This window comes from Streptomyces sp. NPDC002574 (assembly GCF_042889545.1).
Classification (GTDB): domain Bacteria; phylum Actinomycetota; class Actinomycetes; order Streptomycetales; family Streptomycetaceae; genus Actinacidiphila.
The window spans coordinates 131,327-145,279 of the sequence record NZ_JBIARB010000005.1 but is presented as its reverse complement, the minus strand read 5'-3'; the positions used below and the strand labels follow the sequence as shown (position 1 = coordinate 145,279).

Below are 13,953 nucleotides of genomic sequence, written 5' to 3'. Positions count from 1 at the left end.
GCTGACTGGCCTGCGGCGTCCTACGCCAACCCCGACACGCGGAACACCGCCAGGGCCCGCGGGCCGTCGACGCGCTCGCCGAGGTGCGCCAGCTCCTCGAAGCCGTGGCGCAGGACCCCGAGCTCGCGGGAGCGGTGGGCGCCGGCCTCCAGCAGGTGCCACAGCAGGGGGTTGGCGATCAGCGTCCGCGGATCGACCTCCACGCGCCGGCCGAAGGCGTCGTACAGCAGCAGGTGCCCTCCGGGGCCCTGGTGCCGGCGCACCGCGACCAGGGCGTCCGTGCGCACCGTGCGGGTCCGCGGCAGACCGTGTACCGAGAGCGTGCCCTCGTCCGCCGTCACGCGCGGCGGCAGCAGCACCGCCAGGACCAGCGCCGCGAGTCCCGTCCAGAGTCCGGCGCGCGCGGCGTCGAGCGTGCCCGCCGCCGCGTCGAGGGCCAGGGCGAGGGTCAGGAAGCCCAGCGTCCAGCCCACCGCGGAGCGTGCGTCCCCGGCCCAGCGGCGGTCGGCGTACCCGGTGGTGGTCCGCTTCATGCGGCCGACGGTAGGAGCGTGCGCCGCCCGCGTGGACCGGGTTGACGCGCTCCTGACGGCCGGCCGCGGGATCCTGCCGCGGCCCTGACGACCCGGCCGGCCGCTGGACCGGTGGCCGGATCAGCCGACGTGCACGCGGGGGCGGCGGTTGCGGTCCGGCTCGGCCTCGCGCAGGACCTCGCGGGTGACGGGAGCCACCTCGCCCTGCCCGAAGAGGAAGAAGCGCAGGAAGTTCGCGAAGGGGGTGCCCTCGGTCCACTCGAAGTAGATGTGCGGCCGCTGCCCGCTGGCGTCGCGCACGTGCAGGAGCAGGGCGGCCAGCGCGTTGGGGATCGAGGACGACTCCAGCGTCAGGACCCGGTAGCGCTCGTGCAGCACCGCACCGCGCACGGTGAGGCCGGACTCGAACTCCGAGGGGTCCAGGACCGTGACCTCGACGAAGACGAAGTCGTCCTCGGCGGGGATGTCGTTGTCGGCGCGGATCTGCTGGATCTTGTCGCGGTACTCCGCGATGTCCCGGCGGTCCGGCTCGTTGGCGATGAAGCGGATCCTGCGGTGGGACATGTCGCGGACGAAGCGCTGGGCCATGTCGTCCAGCGTCACGCTGGTGACCCGGAGTTCGAAGGCGCGGGCCAGCCGGGACAGCAGGGAGATCAGGATGATGCCGGCGATGAAGCAGGCACCGATCTTCACACCGTCCGGGCGCTCGAAGACGTTCACGACGGTCGTGTAGAGGAAGACCGCCGAGATCACGGCGAACCCCACGGTCCAGCCGCGCTGCCGGGCCTTGCGGGCGGCGATGGTCACGGCGATCGCCGCGGAGCTGATCAGCACCAGCACACCGGTGGCGTACGCGCCGCCCTGGGCGTCGACGTCGGCGTCGAAGATCCAGGTGACCAGGAACGCCACCAGCGTGAAGACCAGCACCATCGGCCGCACCGCGCGCGCCCAGTGCGGGGCCATGCCGTAGCGGGGCAGGTAGCGCGGCATCAGGTTGAGCAGACCCGCCATGGCCGAGGCGCCGGCGAACCACAGGATGCAGATGGTCGACACGTCGTAGACGGTGCCGAAGGCGTTGCCCAGGTACTCGTGCGCCAAGTAGGCCAGGGCGCGGCCGTTGGCCTGGCCGCCGGACTCGAACTCCTGGGCGGGGATGAGGAGCGTGGTGATGAAGCTGGTGGCGATGAGGAAGCAGCTCATGATGACCGCGGCCGTGGTGAGCAGCTTCTTCGTCCCGCGGATCCGGCCGGCGGGGTTCTCCTCGGTGTCGCTGGCGTCGCCCTGTACATGGGGCATCACGGCGACGCCGGTCTCGAAGCCGGACAGGCCTAGGGCCAGTTTGGGGAAGACCAGCAGGGCCACGCCCACCATCGCCAGGACGTTGCCGTGTTGGGCGGTCAGCGCGGTGGACCAGTCGGTGACGACGTGCGAGGCGGTCGCCACGTGCCACAGACCGACGACGACCACCACCACGTTCAGCGCGAGGTAGAGCCCGACCAGGGCCACGGCGACGCCGATCGCCTCCAGGAAGCCCTTGAGGAACACCGCGCCGAGCAGCGCCACCAGGAACAGCGTGATGATCATCTCGTGGCCGTGCAGCACGCTGGTGAGGTGCGGGTTCTCCACCAGGTGGGTGGAGGCGTCCGCCGCCGACAGCGTGATGGTGATCAGGAAGTCCGTGGCCGCGAAGCCCAGCAGCGTCAGCACGAAGAGCTTGCCCTGCCAGAACGACAGCAGCCGCTCCAGCATCGCGATCGAACCCTCGCCGTGCGGGCTCTCCTCCGCCACCCGCCGGTACACCGGCAGTGCGCCCGCCAGGGTGACGATCACCAGGACGATGGTGGCGACCGGCGACAGCAGGCCGGCGGCGAGCGCCGCGATGCCCGGCTGGTAGCCCAGGGTGGAGAAGTAGTCGACACCCGTCAGGCACATGACCCGCCACCACCGCTGTCCGCGGTGGGCGCTCTCGGGCGCCGGCTGCCCGCCCTGCTGGTGCCGGGCCATGTCGGACAGGCCCTCCAGCATCCACGCGCGCAGCCGACTCGGATGAGCGGACATGGCCACGTTGCACTCCCGTCGACAACAGTCAAGATTCCGCCGTCGGCGGACGGCCACGTCAGCGTACGCAGCCCGGCCGGGGCCGTCGGCGCACGCCACGGCGGTGCGTCGGCAGCGCGCCGCCCCCGGCCGCTGCCCTTGCCCGCGGGGCCGCGGAGGTCCGGGCCCCGTGGCGCGGGAGGGCGCCGCCGCACCTCCGGTGATCAACTCCGCAGGTGGGAGCGGGATTCGGGGGCGTGCGGGTGAGCGGTCGCGGCGGGCCGGGTGACGGCCCCCGCCGGGCGGTGGGGCCCGCGGGCCGTCGGGGCCCGGCCTTGACGGGCTCCATACGGCTGACGCGCAATCCTGACGCTTTCTTAACGCCCTGCCTCCCCCGGGGGCCCGGACGGGCGCCCGGGCCGGGTAGATTCGCCTCTGGTGTGCCGGGAAGTCTGGTCGGCGGAACAGTGCGCAGCAGCCGCAACCGCTCTTTCCCGTGGGGACCCTCACATGACCGTCCTGACCGCCGTCCTCCTGCTCGTGGCCCTGGCGACCGCCGTCGCCACCGGCGCCCGGCACTGGCGGGTCCCCGCGCCGTCACTCCTCGTCGTGGCGGGACTCCTGGTGGGACTGCTGCCGTGGGTGCCGGCGGTGCACGTCGCTCCCGAGGTGATCAGCGTCGTCGTGCTGCCCCCGCTGCTGTACGCCTCCGCCGAGGAGCTCTCCTGGCGGGAACTGCGCCGCGTGTGGCGCCCGGTCACGGTCCTCGCCTTCGGGCTCGTCGTGGCCTCGGCCGCGGCCGTCGCGGCCGTGGCGTCCGCCGTGACCCCGCTCGGCGGGCCGATGGCGCTGGTGCTCGGGGCGGTCCTGGCCAGCACCGACCCGGTCGCCGTGACCGCCCTCGGGCGCCGGCTGTCGCTGCCGCCGCGCGTGAAGGTGCTGGTGCAGTCCGAGAGCCTCTTCAACGACGCCACGAGCCTGGTGCTGTTCAAGGTCGCCGTCGGCGCGGCCGTCGCCTCGGGCTCGCTGCTGACCCCGGCCGCGGCGGGCCGCTTCCTCGAACTCGGCGGTGGCGGCGCGCTGGTCGGCGCCGCCGTCGCCGGACTCGTCACGCTCATCCGCCGGCGCACCCAGGACCCGGTGCTGGAGACGGTGGTCTCGCTGGTCACGCCGTACGGCGTCTACGTGCTCGCCGAGGACCTGCACACCTCCGGGGTCACGGCCGTCGTGCTGGCCGGCGTGGTGCTGGGCAGCACCGGGCACCGGCTCACGAACGCGCCGATACGGCTGCAGATCCACGCCGTCTACGCGACCGTCGTCTTCCTCCTGGAGAACGTCGTCTTCGCGCTCATCGGCCTCCAGCTGCCGACGCTCGTGCGCGAACTCGACCCGTCGGAGCGGGGTCTGCCGCTGCTGATCGGCGTGGCCGCGGTGGCCGCCACGGTCGTCGTCCTGCGGCTCGTGTGGGTCTTCCCGCTCTCGGCCGTCATGCAGCACCGCCGCAAGGATGGCCCGGTCTCCTGGCGGGTGCCGCTGGTCACCTCGTGGGCCGGCACGCGCGGGGTCATGCCGCTGGCCGCGGCGCTGTCGGTGCCCGAACTGACGTCCCTCGGGGCGCCGCTGCCGCACCGCTCGCTCGTGCTCACCCTGACGACCGGCGTGGTGGTGCTGACCGTCGTCGTCCAGGGGTTCACCCTCGCCTCGGTGGTACGGCGTTCGGGCATCGCCCTGGAGCCGGAGCACACCGCCCGCGAGGAGGCCCGCGCCAGGGACGCGCTGTCCCGCGCGGGGCTGCGCTACCTCGACCAGCTCGACGACCTCGAGGCCGCACCGGCGTCGGTCGTCGTCCAGCTGCGCCGCCACTTGGAGGCCGGACTCGACGAAGCGGACGAGAGCCCCGGGGCGGACCGCGCCGCGGTCTCCGCCGAGGCCGTCGCCGCGCACCGGGATCTGCGGCGGGCGCTGATCGGCGTGCAGAACGGCGAACTGCGGCGGCTGTACGAGGCCGGCCAGGTGAGCGACGCCACCCTGCGCGCCGTGCAGCGGGCGCTGGACCTGGAGGAGGCCGGGCTCACAGGGTGAACGAGCCGTTCGGACGGTGTCCGAGGCCGAGTCGCGCCCGTGACCCGCGGCGTCGCGGTTCCACGAGCTCGGACATCAGGGGCGGCGGAGGCACGGCGAGGACCGGGCAGCGGGCGTGGGCCAGGCAGTGCCGGGCCACCGACGGCGAGAGCAGGCGGCGCAGCGGGCCGTGCGATCCGGTGCCCACCACGAGCAGGTCGGACTCCTGATCGGCCACCCGTACCAGGGTGGGGCCGGGCAGGCCCAGGGCGATGACGGGGCGCAGCGGCGGGTCCAGTGGGATGCTGCCGCCGAAGGCCGTGTCCAGGGCGGCGAACAACTGCCGCCGGGCCAGGGAGTGCCAGCGGTCGAGCAGCGGCGGTGACGGCGGCCTGCTGGAGCCGAAGTCGACGCCGACGGTCTCCCAGGCGATCACCACCGTCAAGGCAGTGGACCGGCGGCGGGCCTCCTCGACGGCCCGGTGGAGTGCCACCAGGCTGCCCAGGGATCCGCTGACACCGACCACGACACGGTCTTCGCGGGACTCACGCATGACTCCATGCAAACGCCGTGCCGCCGGCCGGCCACGGCCCTTGTCGCGATCCTGACGTCGCGGCCCCGGGGCCTGACGCACCCCTGACCCGCCCGCGGCCCGGGCGTCAACATTTCCCCGGGCGCCGTCAACGTCCCGTCAGGGAGGGCCGTCACCCCCCGCACCCCGGGAATAGCGTCCTGGTGCGCCCCGGTCCGACGTGCCCGGACCGGGGCCCTGCCGTCCCTCCTGGAGGAACCCATGACCGAGTCCGCGTCCGAGGACGACCCCGAGCCTTGCGAACCCGTCCCGGCCGGAGCCGGTGGAACGCTCTGCGTCCCGGTCCGGCCGGGACCCGCCGGCCCGGTCACGCGCATGTTCCGCACGCCGCTGGGCGACCGCACCGCGGTCGCCTTCACCACACCGGAACGCCTCACCGCGACCCTCGGCGCGGAACAGGAGTGGGTCGACCTGTCGGAGTCCGCGCTGCGCTCGCTGGCCCGGCCGCTCGGTGTCACCGCGCTCACCGTGGACCCCCAGTTCGCCGCCCCCGCCGTCAAGGACGACCCCGACGCGTCGCCCGACCGGTTCGGCTCCCAGATCATGGGCGTCCTGCGGGTGACCGGCGCGTTCGCCCTCGTCGACGCCCTCTGCCTGTGGATCCGCTGACGCGTCCGCAGCAGCCCGGCCCCCCAGGGGCCCCCCTCAATCGCCCTCCGGGCAGGTGCCGTCCCCGCGTTGCCCTGCCCGGAGGTGCCGGACCACCTTGGCGCCACCGCCTGATTCCCCTCGGAGCAGCTCAGATGACCACCGCCCCAGCCCCCGTCAGACCGGCCCCGGAGAGCCCGGCCGAACCACCCGGTCCCGACCGCGCCCGCCGTGTCGGCGGGGGCCTGCTCGATCCCCGGCAGCTGTGGCTCGCCCTGCCGGAGGCGCTGCGCAAGCTCAACCCGGTCACGCTGTTCCGCAACCCGGTCATGTTCGTCACCGAGATCGGCGCCGCCCTCACCACCGGGCTCGCGGTCGCCCACTCCTCGCTCTTCGCGTGGCTGATCACCGCGTGGCTCTGGCTCACCGTCGTCTTCGGCAACCTCGCCGAGGCCGTGGCCGAGAGCCGCGGCAAGGCGCAGGCCGACTCGCTGCGCCGCACCCGCCGGCAGACCACCGCCCGCCGTCTGTCGGCGACGGGGGAGAGCACCGTCCCCGCGATGGCACTGCGCCGCGGCGACCGCGTGGTCGTGGCGGCCGGCGAGCTGGTCCCCGGCGACGGCGACGTCGTCGAGGGCGTCGCCAGCGTCGACGAGTCCGCGATCACGGGCGAGTCCGCACCCGTCATCCGTGAGTCCGGCGGCGACCGGTCCGCCGTGACCGGCGGCACCAAGGTGCTGTCGGACCGCATCGTCGTCCGCATCACCCAGGAACCCGGCGAGAGCTTCCTGGACCGGATGATCGCCCTGGTCGAGGGCGCCAACCGGAAGAAGACCCCCAACGAGCTGGCACTCAACCTGCTCCTGGTCATGCTGACCTTCGTCTTCCTGGTCGCCGTCGTCACCCTCCAGCCCATGGCGATCTTCTCCAAGGGCATCACCGGCGCCGCTCCCGACAGCACCGCGCTGACCGCCGACGGCGTCACCGGGATAGTCCTGGTCTCCCTGCTGGTCTGCCTCATCCCGACCACCATCGGCGCCCTGCTCTCCGCGATCGGCATCGCGGGCATGGACCGGCTCGTGCAGCGCAACGTGCTCGCCGCGTCGGGACGCGCCGTGGAGGCCGCGGGCGACGTGAACACCCTGCTGCTCGACAAGACCGGCACCATCACCTACGGCAACCGGCAGGCGAGCGGATTCCTGCCGATCGGCGGCGTCGAGCCGGAACAACTCGCCCAGGCCGCCCTGCTGTCCAGCCTCGCCGACGAGACGCCCGAGGGCCGCTCGATCGTCACCCACGCCCGCGAGCACTTCACGCTGAACCACCACCGGGCCGACGAACTCGACCTGCCCGACGCGGAGTGGGTGCCCTTCAGCGCCGTCACCCGCATGTCCGGCGTCGACCTGCCCCGGGGCGGGCGGCAGTTGCGCAAGGGCGCCGCGTCCGCCGTCGCCGGCTGGGTGCGCGAGAGCGGCGGCACGGTGCCGGCCGGCCTGGACGTGTACGTCGAGCAGGTGTCGGCCTCCGGCGGCACCCCGCTGGCGGTGGCCGAACGCCGGGCCGACGGGCCGGCCCGGGTGCTCGGTGTCATCCACCTCAAGGACGTCGTCAAGCCCGGCCTGCGCGAGCGCTTCGACGAGATGCGCCGGATGGGCATCCGCACCGTCATGATCACCGGCGACAACCCGGTGACGGCCCGTGCCATCGCCGAGGAGGCGGGAGTCGACGACTTCCTCGCCGAGGCCACCCCCGAGGACAAGCTCGCGCTGATCAAGCGGGAGCAGGAGGGCGGCAACCTGGTCGCGATGACCGGTGACGGCACCAACGACGCCCCGGCGCTGGCGCAGGCGGACGTCGGCGTGGCCATGAACACCGGCACGTCGGCCGCCAAGGAGGCCGGCAACATGGTCGACCTCGACTCCGACCCCACGAAGATCGTGGAGATCGTCGAGATCGGCAAGCAACTCCTCATCACCCGAGGGGCGCTGACGGCCTTCTCGATCGCCAACGACATCGCCAAGTACTTCGCGATCCTCCCGGCCATGTTCGGCGGCGTCTACCCCGCGCTCGACGCCGTCAACATCATGCGGCTGCACTCGCCGGCGTCCGCGATCCTGTCCGCCGTCGTCTTCAACGCCGTCGTCATCGTCGCGCTGATCCCGCTCGCCCTGCGCGGCGTGCGCTACCGGCCGTCCTCGGCGTCCGCCCTGCTCACCCGCAACCTGTGGGTGTACGGCCTCGGCGGCATCATCGTCCCCTTCCTCGCGATCAAGTCGATCGACCTCGCCCTCGTCCAGTTCGTCCCCGGGATCTGACCATGCCTCCCCTCACCCGCCTCCCGCACTGGGCGGCCCACCACCTGGCCGCCGTGCGGGTCGTCGTGGCGCTCACCGTGCTCGTCGGCCTGGCCTTCCCGCTCGGCATGACCGCGCTCGGACAGCTCCCCGGGCTCCGCCACACCGCCCACGGCACCGCCCTCGGCAGGTCGTACACCGACACCAAGGGCCGCCCGCTGCCCGGCTACTTCCAGTCCCGGCCCTCCAACGCCGGCGCCGGCTACGACCCGGCCGCCTCGGCGGCCGGCAACCTCGGCCCCGAGAGCGTCGTCGACGCCCCGGACAAGCCGAGCCTGCTCACCCAGGTCTGCACGCGCAGCAAGGCCGTCGGCGCGCTCGAGCACATCGACGGCTCGCGCCCCTACTGCACCGCCGACGGCGTCGGCGCCGTGCTCGGCGTCTTCCGCGCGGGCGGCACCACCGGCGCCGTGGAACGCGTGATCAGCCTCAACCAGCCGTGCCCCGCAAGGCCGTTCACCGCCACGTACGAGGGCGTGACCGTGGCGTGCGCCGCCCCGGGCGCGGACTGGGCGAAGGCCGTCGTCGTCCCCGTGCGCGGTGACGCCCCCGCCCACCCCGTGGTGCCCGCGGACGCCGTCACGGCCAGTGGCAGCGGCCTCGACCCGGACATCAGCCCCGCCTACGCGCGCCTCCAGGCCCCCCGGGTCGCCCGCGAACGCGGCCTGCCCGAGAGCACTGTCAGCGCTCTCGTCGCCCGGTTCACCACCGGCCGCGCGCTCGGTGTGCTCGGTGAGCCCGCCGTCGACGTCGTCGCACTCAACAGCGCGCTCGACCGCGCCCGTCCGCTCCAGGGAGCCTGAGCATGACCGTCCACGGCTGGCTTCAGGCCACCCTCGTCATCGCCGTCGTCGTGGGACTGCACGTGCCGCTCGGCGACTACTTCGCCCGCGCCCTCGACGGGGGGCGGCACCTCGCCCCCGAACGGCTGCTCTACCGCGTCTGCGGTGTCGACCCCGACCGCGAACAGAACTGGCGGCACTACCTGTTCGCGCTGCTCGCCTTCTCCGCCGCGAGCATCGCCGCCCTCTTCGCGCTCTTCACCTTCCAGGACCGGCTGCCGTGGTCGCTCGGCCGTGACGGCATGCCCTGGCCGCTCGCGCTGCACACCGCGGTCAGCTTCACCACCAACACCAGCTGGCAGAACTACGCCGGCGAGTCCACCACCGGTCACCTCGCCGTGATGGCGGGACTGGGCACCCAGGCCTTCGCCTCCGGAGCCGTCGGCATCTGCGCCGCCCTCGCCCTGGTCCGCGGCCTGGCCCGGCGCGGCACCGACGAACTCGGCAACTTCTGGGTCGACCTGATCCGTTCGACCTTCCGCGTGTTCCTCCCGCTGGCCGTCGTCTCCGGGCTGCTGCTCATGGCGCTCGGCGTGCCGCAGCACCTGTCCGGCGTCGACCAGCTCGCGGGCCCGGTCGGCTCCTGGGAGCCCATCAAGCTCATGTCGGGCGACGGGGGCGGCTTCTTCAACGCCAGCAGCGCCCACCCGCTGGAGAACCCCTCCGCCTGGACCAACACCGTCGAGATCGTGCTCATGCTGCTGGTCCCGACCGCGCTGATCCGCACCTACGGCCGCATGGTCGGCAGCCTCCGGCAGAGCTGGACCCTGCTCACGGTCGTGGGCATCCTGTTCTGCCTGCTGCTGGTCGCCGGCAACCTGGCCCAGAGCCTGCACACCGGCACGGTGACGGCGGCCGTCGGCGGCCAGACCGAGGGCACCGAGACCCGCCTCGGCGTCCCGGCGAGCACCCTGTTCGGCGTCTCGGCCACCGCGTCCGCCGACGGCGCGGCCAACGCCTCGTACGACAGCTTCTCCAGCCTCGGCGGAGGTGTGCTCCTGGCGGGCATGATGCTCGGCGAGATCGCGCCCGGCGGCACCGGCAGCGGGCTGTACGGCCTGCTCATGGCGGTCCTTGTCGCGGTCTTCGTCGGCGGGCTGATGGTCGGCCGCACGCCCGAGTACCTGCGCAAGCGGATCGGCTTCGGCGAGATGCGGTACGTCGTGCTCTACGCCCTCGTCGCCCCCACCGCGATCCTCGTCTGCTCCGCGATCGCGGTCGCCCTGCCCGACGGACGCTCGTCCATGGGCAACGCGGGCCCGCACGGGCTCACGGAACTGATCTACGCCTACACGAGCAACACGGCGAGCAACGGCAGCGCGATGGCCGGGTTCAACGGGGCCACCGACTTCCACAACCTGCTCATGGTGGCCGCCATGCTGATCGGACGCTACCTGCCGATCGTGTTCGTGCTCGCCCTCGCCGGGCGATTGGCCCGCCAGCGCCCCGGCGTGGTCACGGTCGGCACCCTGCGGCCGTACGGCGTCAACTTCGTCGTCCTCGCCACCGGCGCCGCACTCGTCCTGGCGCTGCTCAACTTCCTGCCGGCCCTCTCCCTCGGGCCGGTCGCGGAGGGGCTGTTGTAGTCGCGCGGCAGTGCCTGGGTGCGAGCCGGGCGGGCGGTTCCGGTTCCAGGACCGCCCGCCCGGCTTCGCCCTGACCGCAGGCCCGTCAGGACGCGTGTGACCGGTCCGGGGAGCCGGTGTCGTGGCGCGCCTCGCACGGCCGGTCCCCGTCCGCGTGGGCGGAAGCGAGCAGTTCCAGCGCCACGGTCAGAGCGGCGGCTCGTTTCTCCTCCGTGCCCCCCGCGACGGACTCCAGTGCTTTGGGGGCTCCGTGCACCACGAGCAGGGCGGTGATGGTGCGCAGTTGGCAGGCGAGCCCGGCTCCCGGGATCCGGAGGAGTTCCAGCGCACGCATCATCATGTCGTGGTACGCCGCTCCCACCGCGAGGTCGCGCAGTGCGGCCCGGTTCTCCTGGAAGAGCCCTGAAAGCGGTGCCGTTCGCGTGAGCACGGCCTCGTACCGGAGAAGCGCCTCGCGCCGGGAGCGCAGATCGGGGGGTTGGGCCTGCGCCCACGCGATGACGTCCTCGACCGCACGGAGCCGCTCCTCGAAGAGGGCCGCGACGATGTCCTCCTTCGACCTGAAGTGGTAGTACACCGCCGCTTTCGTGACGCCGAGCTGCTCGGCGATCTCCCGGAGGGAGGTCCTGTCGTATCCCCGTGCCGAGAAGAGTTCGAGAGCGGTCTGTTCGATGCGCTCGCGGGTGGCGCCTCTGGTCATCGTGGGCCGCCGATCTGTGAAGCGGGTACGCACCCGGCCCCGGGCGTCGCGGGCCGGCTCTGCGGGGCGGTGTACGAGGGCCCCGCACGGCGGTGCCGTGCGGGGCCGGGGCGTGGACCGGTCAGCCGCTCACGGGGTCGGCGGCCGGCGCGGGCGCCGGGGCGGTGTCCGCGCCCGGTCCGCCGGTGAAGCCGCGCAGCGGCACGTGACGGATGAACAGGGCGATCACGATGCCGAGGACGGCCGCGCTCGCGCCCCAGGTGAACGCGGTGTCGACGCCGTCGCTGACCGCCCGGGCGAAGGCGTGCCGGACGGCCTCGGGCAGTCCGCGCAGGACCTCGGGCGTCATCTGCGCCACCGCTCCGCCGGTCTTCCCCGCGTCGGCGGAGGCACCCGCGGCAGAGGCGAAGGAATCGCTGAGGGTATGGGTGTAGAGCGCGCCGAGCACGGACACACCGAGGGAGCCGCCCATGTTCCGCAGGAAGGTGGCGGCCCCGGTCGCGGCGCCCATGTCGCGCAGGGGCGCGCTGTTCTGGGCGATGAGCATGGTGGTCTGCATCAGGCAGCCCATGCCGGCGCCGAGCACCACCATGTAGAGCGAGGTGAGGACGCGCGAGGTGTCGGGGCCCATGGTGGCGAAGAGCGCGAGCCCTCCCGTCATCAGCACGCTGCCGGCGAGCGGCAGTGCGCGGTAGCGGCCCGTACGGCTGATCACGGCGCCGCCGGCGAGGGAGAGCGCCATCGCGGCGATCATCATGGGCATCAGCAGCAGGCCGCTGTTGGTGGCGGAGGAGCCCTGGACGTACTGCTGGAACTGCGGAAGCAGCGTCACCCCGCCGAACATGGCGAAGCCGACGACGAGGCTGAGGGCGCCGGCCAGGGTGAAGTTGCGGTTGGTGAAGACGGACAGCGGCATGATCGGCTCGGCGGCGCGGCGTTCGACCATGACGAATGCGGCGAAGGCCACGACGGTGACCACGGCAAGAGTGATGATCATGGCCGAGCCCCAGTCGTACTCGGTGCCGCCCCAACTGGTGATCAGGACCAGGGTGGTGATCCAGACGGTCAGCAGCGCCGCACCGGTCCAGTCGATGCGCACCTGGCCCGCGCCGCGCGTCGGCAGCTTGGCGAGCACGAACCAGCAGACCGCCAGGGCGACGACGCCGAGCGGCAGGTTGACGTAGAAGGCCCAGCGCCAGGAGAGGTTGTCGGTGATGAAGCCGCCGGCCAGCGGGCCGCCGATCATCGCGACCGGCATGACCGCCATCATCACGCCCTGGTACTTGCTGCGGTCCCGGGGCGGCACGATGTCGGCCAGCACCGCCATGACGCCGACCATCAGTCCGCCCGCGCCCAGGCCCTGCAGCGCGCGAAAGCCGATCAGCTCGGCCATGTTCTGCGACATGCCGCAGAGCGCGGAGCCGATCAGGAAGATCGCGATGGAGGAGAGGAAGGTGATCCGGCGGCCGATGAGGTCGCCGAGCTTCCCCCAGATCGGGGTGGCGGCGGTGGAGGCGAGGATGTACCCGGTGGTCACCCAGGCGAGGTGGTTCAGGCCGCCGAGGTCGCCCACGATCGTGGGCAGCGCGGGCGCCACGATCATGTTGTCCAGCATGGCCAGCAGCATGGCGATGACCAGGCCGCTCATCGTCACCATGATCTCGCGGTGGGTGAAGCGTCCCGGAGGGGCCTTTGCGGTGTCGACCGAAACCGGTGCTGTCTGCGTCACGGCACATGCCTTTCAGCGGAGTATCGGGGTGTTCAGGTGCGCGAGTGACCGGGAGGGGGCGCCGGTACGGCGCCGGCGTCGCGCTGGGCACGGAGGACGAGTCGCTGCTTACCGGCCGGTTAGTAGATTACTTGCCGTCCGGTAAGTTGGCAAGGCGGGACCGCTCGGTCACGATCGACCCAGGCGCTCGACTGCGAAGGCGCTCCGTGCGAAGGAAGCAGATGGCGATGGCAGCGGCAGGGCAGCGGCGGGGCAGCGACACGAAAGCCGAGATCCGCCAGGTGGCCATCGAACTGTTCACGGAACAGGGCTACGAGGCGACCTCCATGCGGGAGATCGCCGAACGCCTCGGCATCACCAAGGCCGCCCTCTACTACCACTTCACGAGCAAGGAGGACATCGTCCGGTCGCTCTTCACCGACCACCTGGACGCCCTGGACTCCCTGGTCGCCTGGGCACGCGAACAGCCCCCGGGCCCGGACCTGCGCACCCGCGCCGTGGACCGCATGGTCGACCTGGTCACCGGGAACGGCATGTCGGCCATGCGCTTCGCACTCGCCAACCAGCGTGTCGTGCGCGACCTCCACCCCGGGCGGGAGAACGCCTTCGAGCGGCTCACGGAACTCTTCGAGATCGTCGCCGGGCCCGAGGCCTCGGTGGAGGAGCAGCTGCGGCTGCGGGCCGCGCTGCTCAGCGTCAACATCGTGCTGCTGGCCGCACAGGGCCTGGAGGCCTCCGACGAGCGGATCGCCGGCGTCGCCCGCGACATCGCGCACCAACTCGTCCCGCCCTTCGGCACGTCCGGCACAGCAGGCACACCAGGCACGCTCGGCACCGGGGCGCCGGCCGACCGGGACCCCGAGGCCTGAGCGCCTGCCGCGAACCCGCGCGGGACGGCCGTTCGCGGCAGGCCCTGGACGGGCCGGGCGGG

The 13,953-nt window shown here is 72.8% G+C and carries 11 protein-coding genes; 6 read left to right on the top strand and 5 right to left on the bottom strand.

Going from position 1 to position 13,953, the window contains the following annotated elements; genetic code table 11:
* Positions 1-20: 20 nt before the first annotated feature.
* Together ACFYXS_RS13200 and ACFYXS_RS13195 are read right to left on the bottom strand one after the other, a co-directional pair.
* A complete protein-coding gene (locus tag ACFYXS_RS13200) occupies positions 21-533 on the bottom strand; it encodes a hypothetical protein (RefSeq protein WP_389247180.1) in 513 nt (170 codons plus the stop codon).
* Positions 534-653: 120 nt separating this feature from the next.
* Positions 654-2,591, bottom strand: coding sequence for an amino acid transporter (locus ACFYXS_RS13195; protein ID WP_389247178.1), 1,938 nt, complete (start codon positions 2,589-2,591; stop codon positions 654-656).
* 489 nt (positions 2,592-3,080) lie between these two features.
* On the opposite strand from ACFYXS_RS13195, the gene ACFYXS_RS13190 reads away from it, so the two are divergent.
* Complete coding sequence (locus tag ACFYXS_RS13190) at positions 3,081-4,652, top strand: Na+/H+ antiporter (RefSeq protein WP_389247176.1); 1,572 nt, start codon at positions 3,081-3,083, stop codon at positions 4,650-4,652.
* On the opposite strand, the gene ACFYXS_RS13185 is transcribed toward ACFYXS_RS13190, so the two are convergent.
* Positions 4,642-5,184 carry a universal stress protein gene (locus ACFYXS_RS13185; RefSeq protein ID WP_389247174.1) on the bottom strand — a complete coding sequence of 181 codons (543 nt, stop codon included), beginning with the start codon at positions 5,182-5,184 and terminating at the stop codon, positions 4,642-4,644. The two genes, ACFYXS_RS13190 and ACFYXS_RS13185, sit on opposite strands and share 11 nt — an antisense overlap.
* A 240-nt stretch (positions 5,185-5,424) precedes the next feature.
* Between ACFYXS_RS13185 and ACFYXS_RS13180 the strand changes: the two genes are divergently transcribed.
* The 4 genes from ACFYXS_RS13180 to kdpA all read left to right on the top strand — a co-directional run bounded on the left by ACFYXS_RS13180 (position 5,425) and on the right by kdpA (position 10,593).
* Positions 5,425-5,832: an SAV_915 family protein gene (locus ACFYXS_RS13180; protein ID WP_389247172.1), complete on the top strand. Its 408-nt coding sequence runs from the start codon at positions 5,425-5,427 to the stop codon at positions 5,830-5,832.
* Between the two features lie 134 nt (positions 5,833-5,966).
* Positions 5,967-8,126, top strand: a complete 2,160-nt coding sequence (gene kdpB / locus ACFYXS_RS13175; protein WP_389247169.1) for a potassium-transporting ATPase subunit KdpB — start codon at positions 5,967-5,969, stop codon at positions 8,124-8,126.
* 2 nt (positions 8,127-8,128) lie between these two features.
* Positions 8,129-8,968, top strand: coding sequence for a potassium-transporting ATPase subunit C (locus ACFYXS_RS13170; RefSeq protein WP_389247166.1), 840 nt, complete (start codon positions 8,129-8,131; stop codon positions 8,966-8,968).
* Between the two features lie 2 nt (positions 8,969-8,970).
* The gene (gene kdpA, locus ACFYXS_RS13165; protein WP_389247164.1) at positions 8,971-10,593 is read left to right on the top strand and encodes a potassium-transporting ATPase subunit KdpA; all 1,623 of its coding nucleotides are present in this window, start codon (positions 8,971-8,973) and stop codon (positions 10,591-10,593) included.
* A gap of 85 nt (positions 10,594-10,678) precedes the next feature.
* Here kdpA and ACFYXS_RS13160 read toward each other — a convergent pair whose 3' ends face one another.
* Complete coding sequence (locus ACFYXS_RS13160; RefSeq protein WP_389247161.1) at positions 10,679-11,293, bottom strand: TetR/AcrR family transcriptional regulator; 615 nt, start codon at positions 11,291-11,293, stop codon at positions 10,679-10,681.
* Positions 11,294-11,414: 121 nt separating this feature from the next.
* The gene (locus tag ACFYXS_RS13155; protein ID WP_389247159.1) at positions 11,415-13,022 is read right to left on the bottom strand and encodes an MDR family MFS transporter; all 1,608 of its coding nucleotides are present in this window, start codon (positions 13,020-13,022) and stop codon (positions 11,415-11,417) included.
* Positions 13,023-13,249: 227 nt separating this feature from the next.
* Here ACFYXS_RS13155 and ACFYXS_RS13150 point away from each other — a divergent pair, with 227 nt between their 5' ends.
* Positions 13,250-13,891 (top strand): TetR/AcrR family transcriptional regulator, encoded by a 642-nt coding sequence (locus tag ACFYXS_RS13150; protein WP_389247157.1) that lies wholly within the window; start codon positions 13,250-13,252, stop codon positions 13,889-13,891.
* Positions 13,892-13,953 lie beyond the last annotated feature (62 nt).

Bases quoted from the DNA above. Each gene is read 5' to 3' on its own strand.
- ACFYXS_RS13200 (WP_389247180.1), bottom strand. From the start codon at position 533: ATGAAGCGGACCACCACCGGGTACGCCGACCGCCGCTGGGCCGGGGAC.
- ACFYXS_RS13195 (WP_389247178.1), bottom strand. From the start codon at position 2,591: ATGTCCGCTCATCCGAGTCGGCTGCGCGCGTGGATGCTGGAGGGCCTG.
- ACFYXS_RS13190 (WP_389247176.1), top strand. From the start codon at position 3,081: ATGACCGTCCTGACCGCCGTCCTCCTGCTCGTGGCCCTGGCGACCGCC.
- ACFYXS_RS13185 (WP_389247174.1), bottom strand. From the start codon at position 5,184: ATGCGTGAGTCCCGCGAAGACCGTGTCGTGGTCGGTGTCAGCGGATCC.
- ACFYXS_RS13180 (WP_389247172.1), top strand. From the start codon at position 5,425: ATGACCGAGTCCGCGTCCGAGGACGACCCCGAGCCTTGCGAACCCGTC.
- kdpB (WP_389247169.1), top strand. From the start codon at position 5,967: ATGACCACCGCCCCAGCCCCCGTCAGACCGGCCCCGGAGAGCCCGGCC.
- ACFYXS_RS13170 (WP_389247166.1), top strand. From the start codon at position 8,129: ATGCCTCCCCTCACCCGCCTCCCGCACTGGGCGGCCCACCACCTGGCC.
- kdpA (WP_389247164.1), top strand. From the start codon at position 8,971: ATGACCGTCCACGGCTGGCTTCAGGCCACCCTCGTCATCGCCGTCGTC.
- ACFYXS_RS13160 (WP_389247161.1), bottom strand. From the start codon at position 11,293: ATGACCAGAGGCGCCACCCGCGAGCGCATCGAACAGACCGCTCTCGAA.
- ACFYXS_RS13150 (WP_389247157.1), top strand. From the start codon at position 13,250: ATGGCAGCGGCAGGGCAGCGGCGGGGCAGCGACACGAAAGCCGAGATC.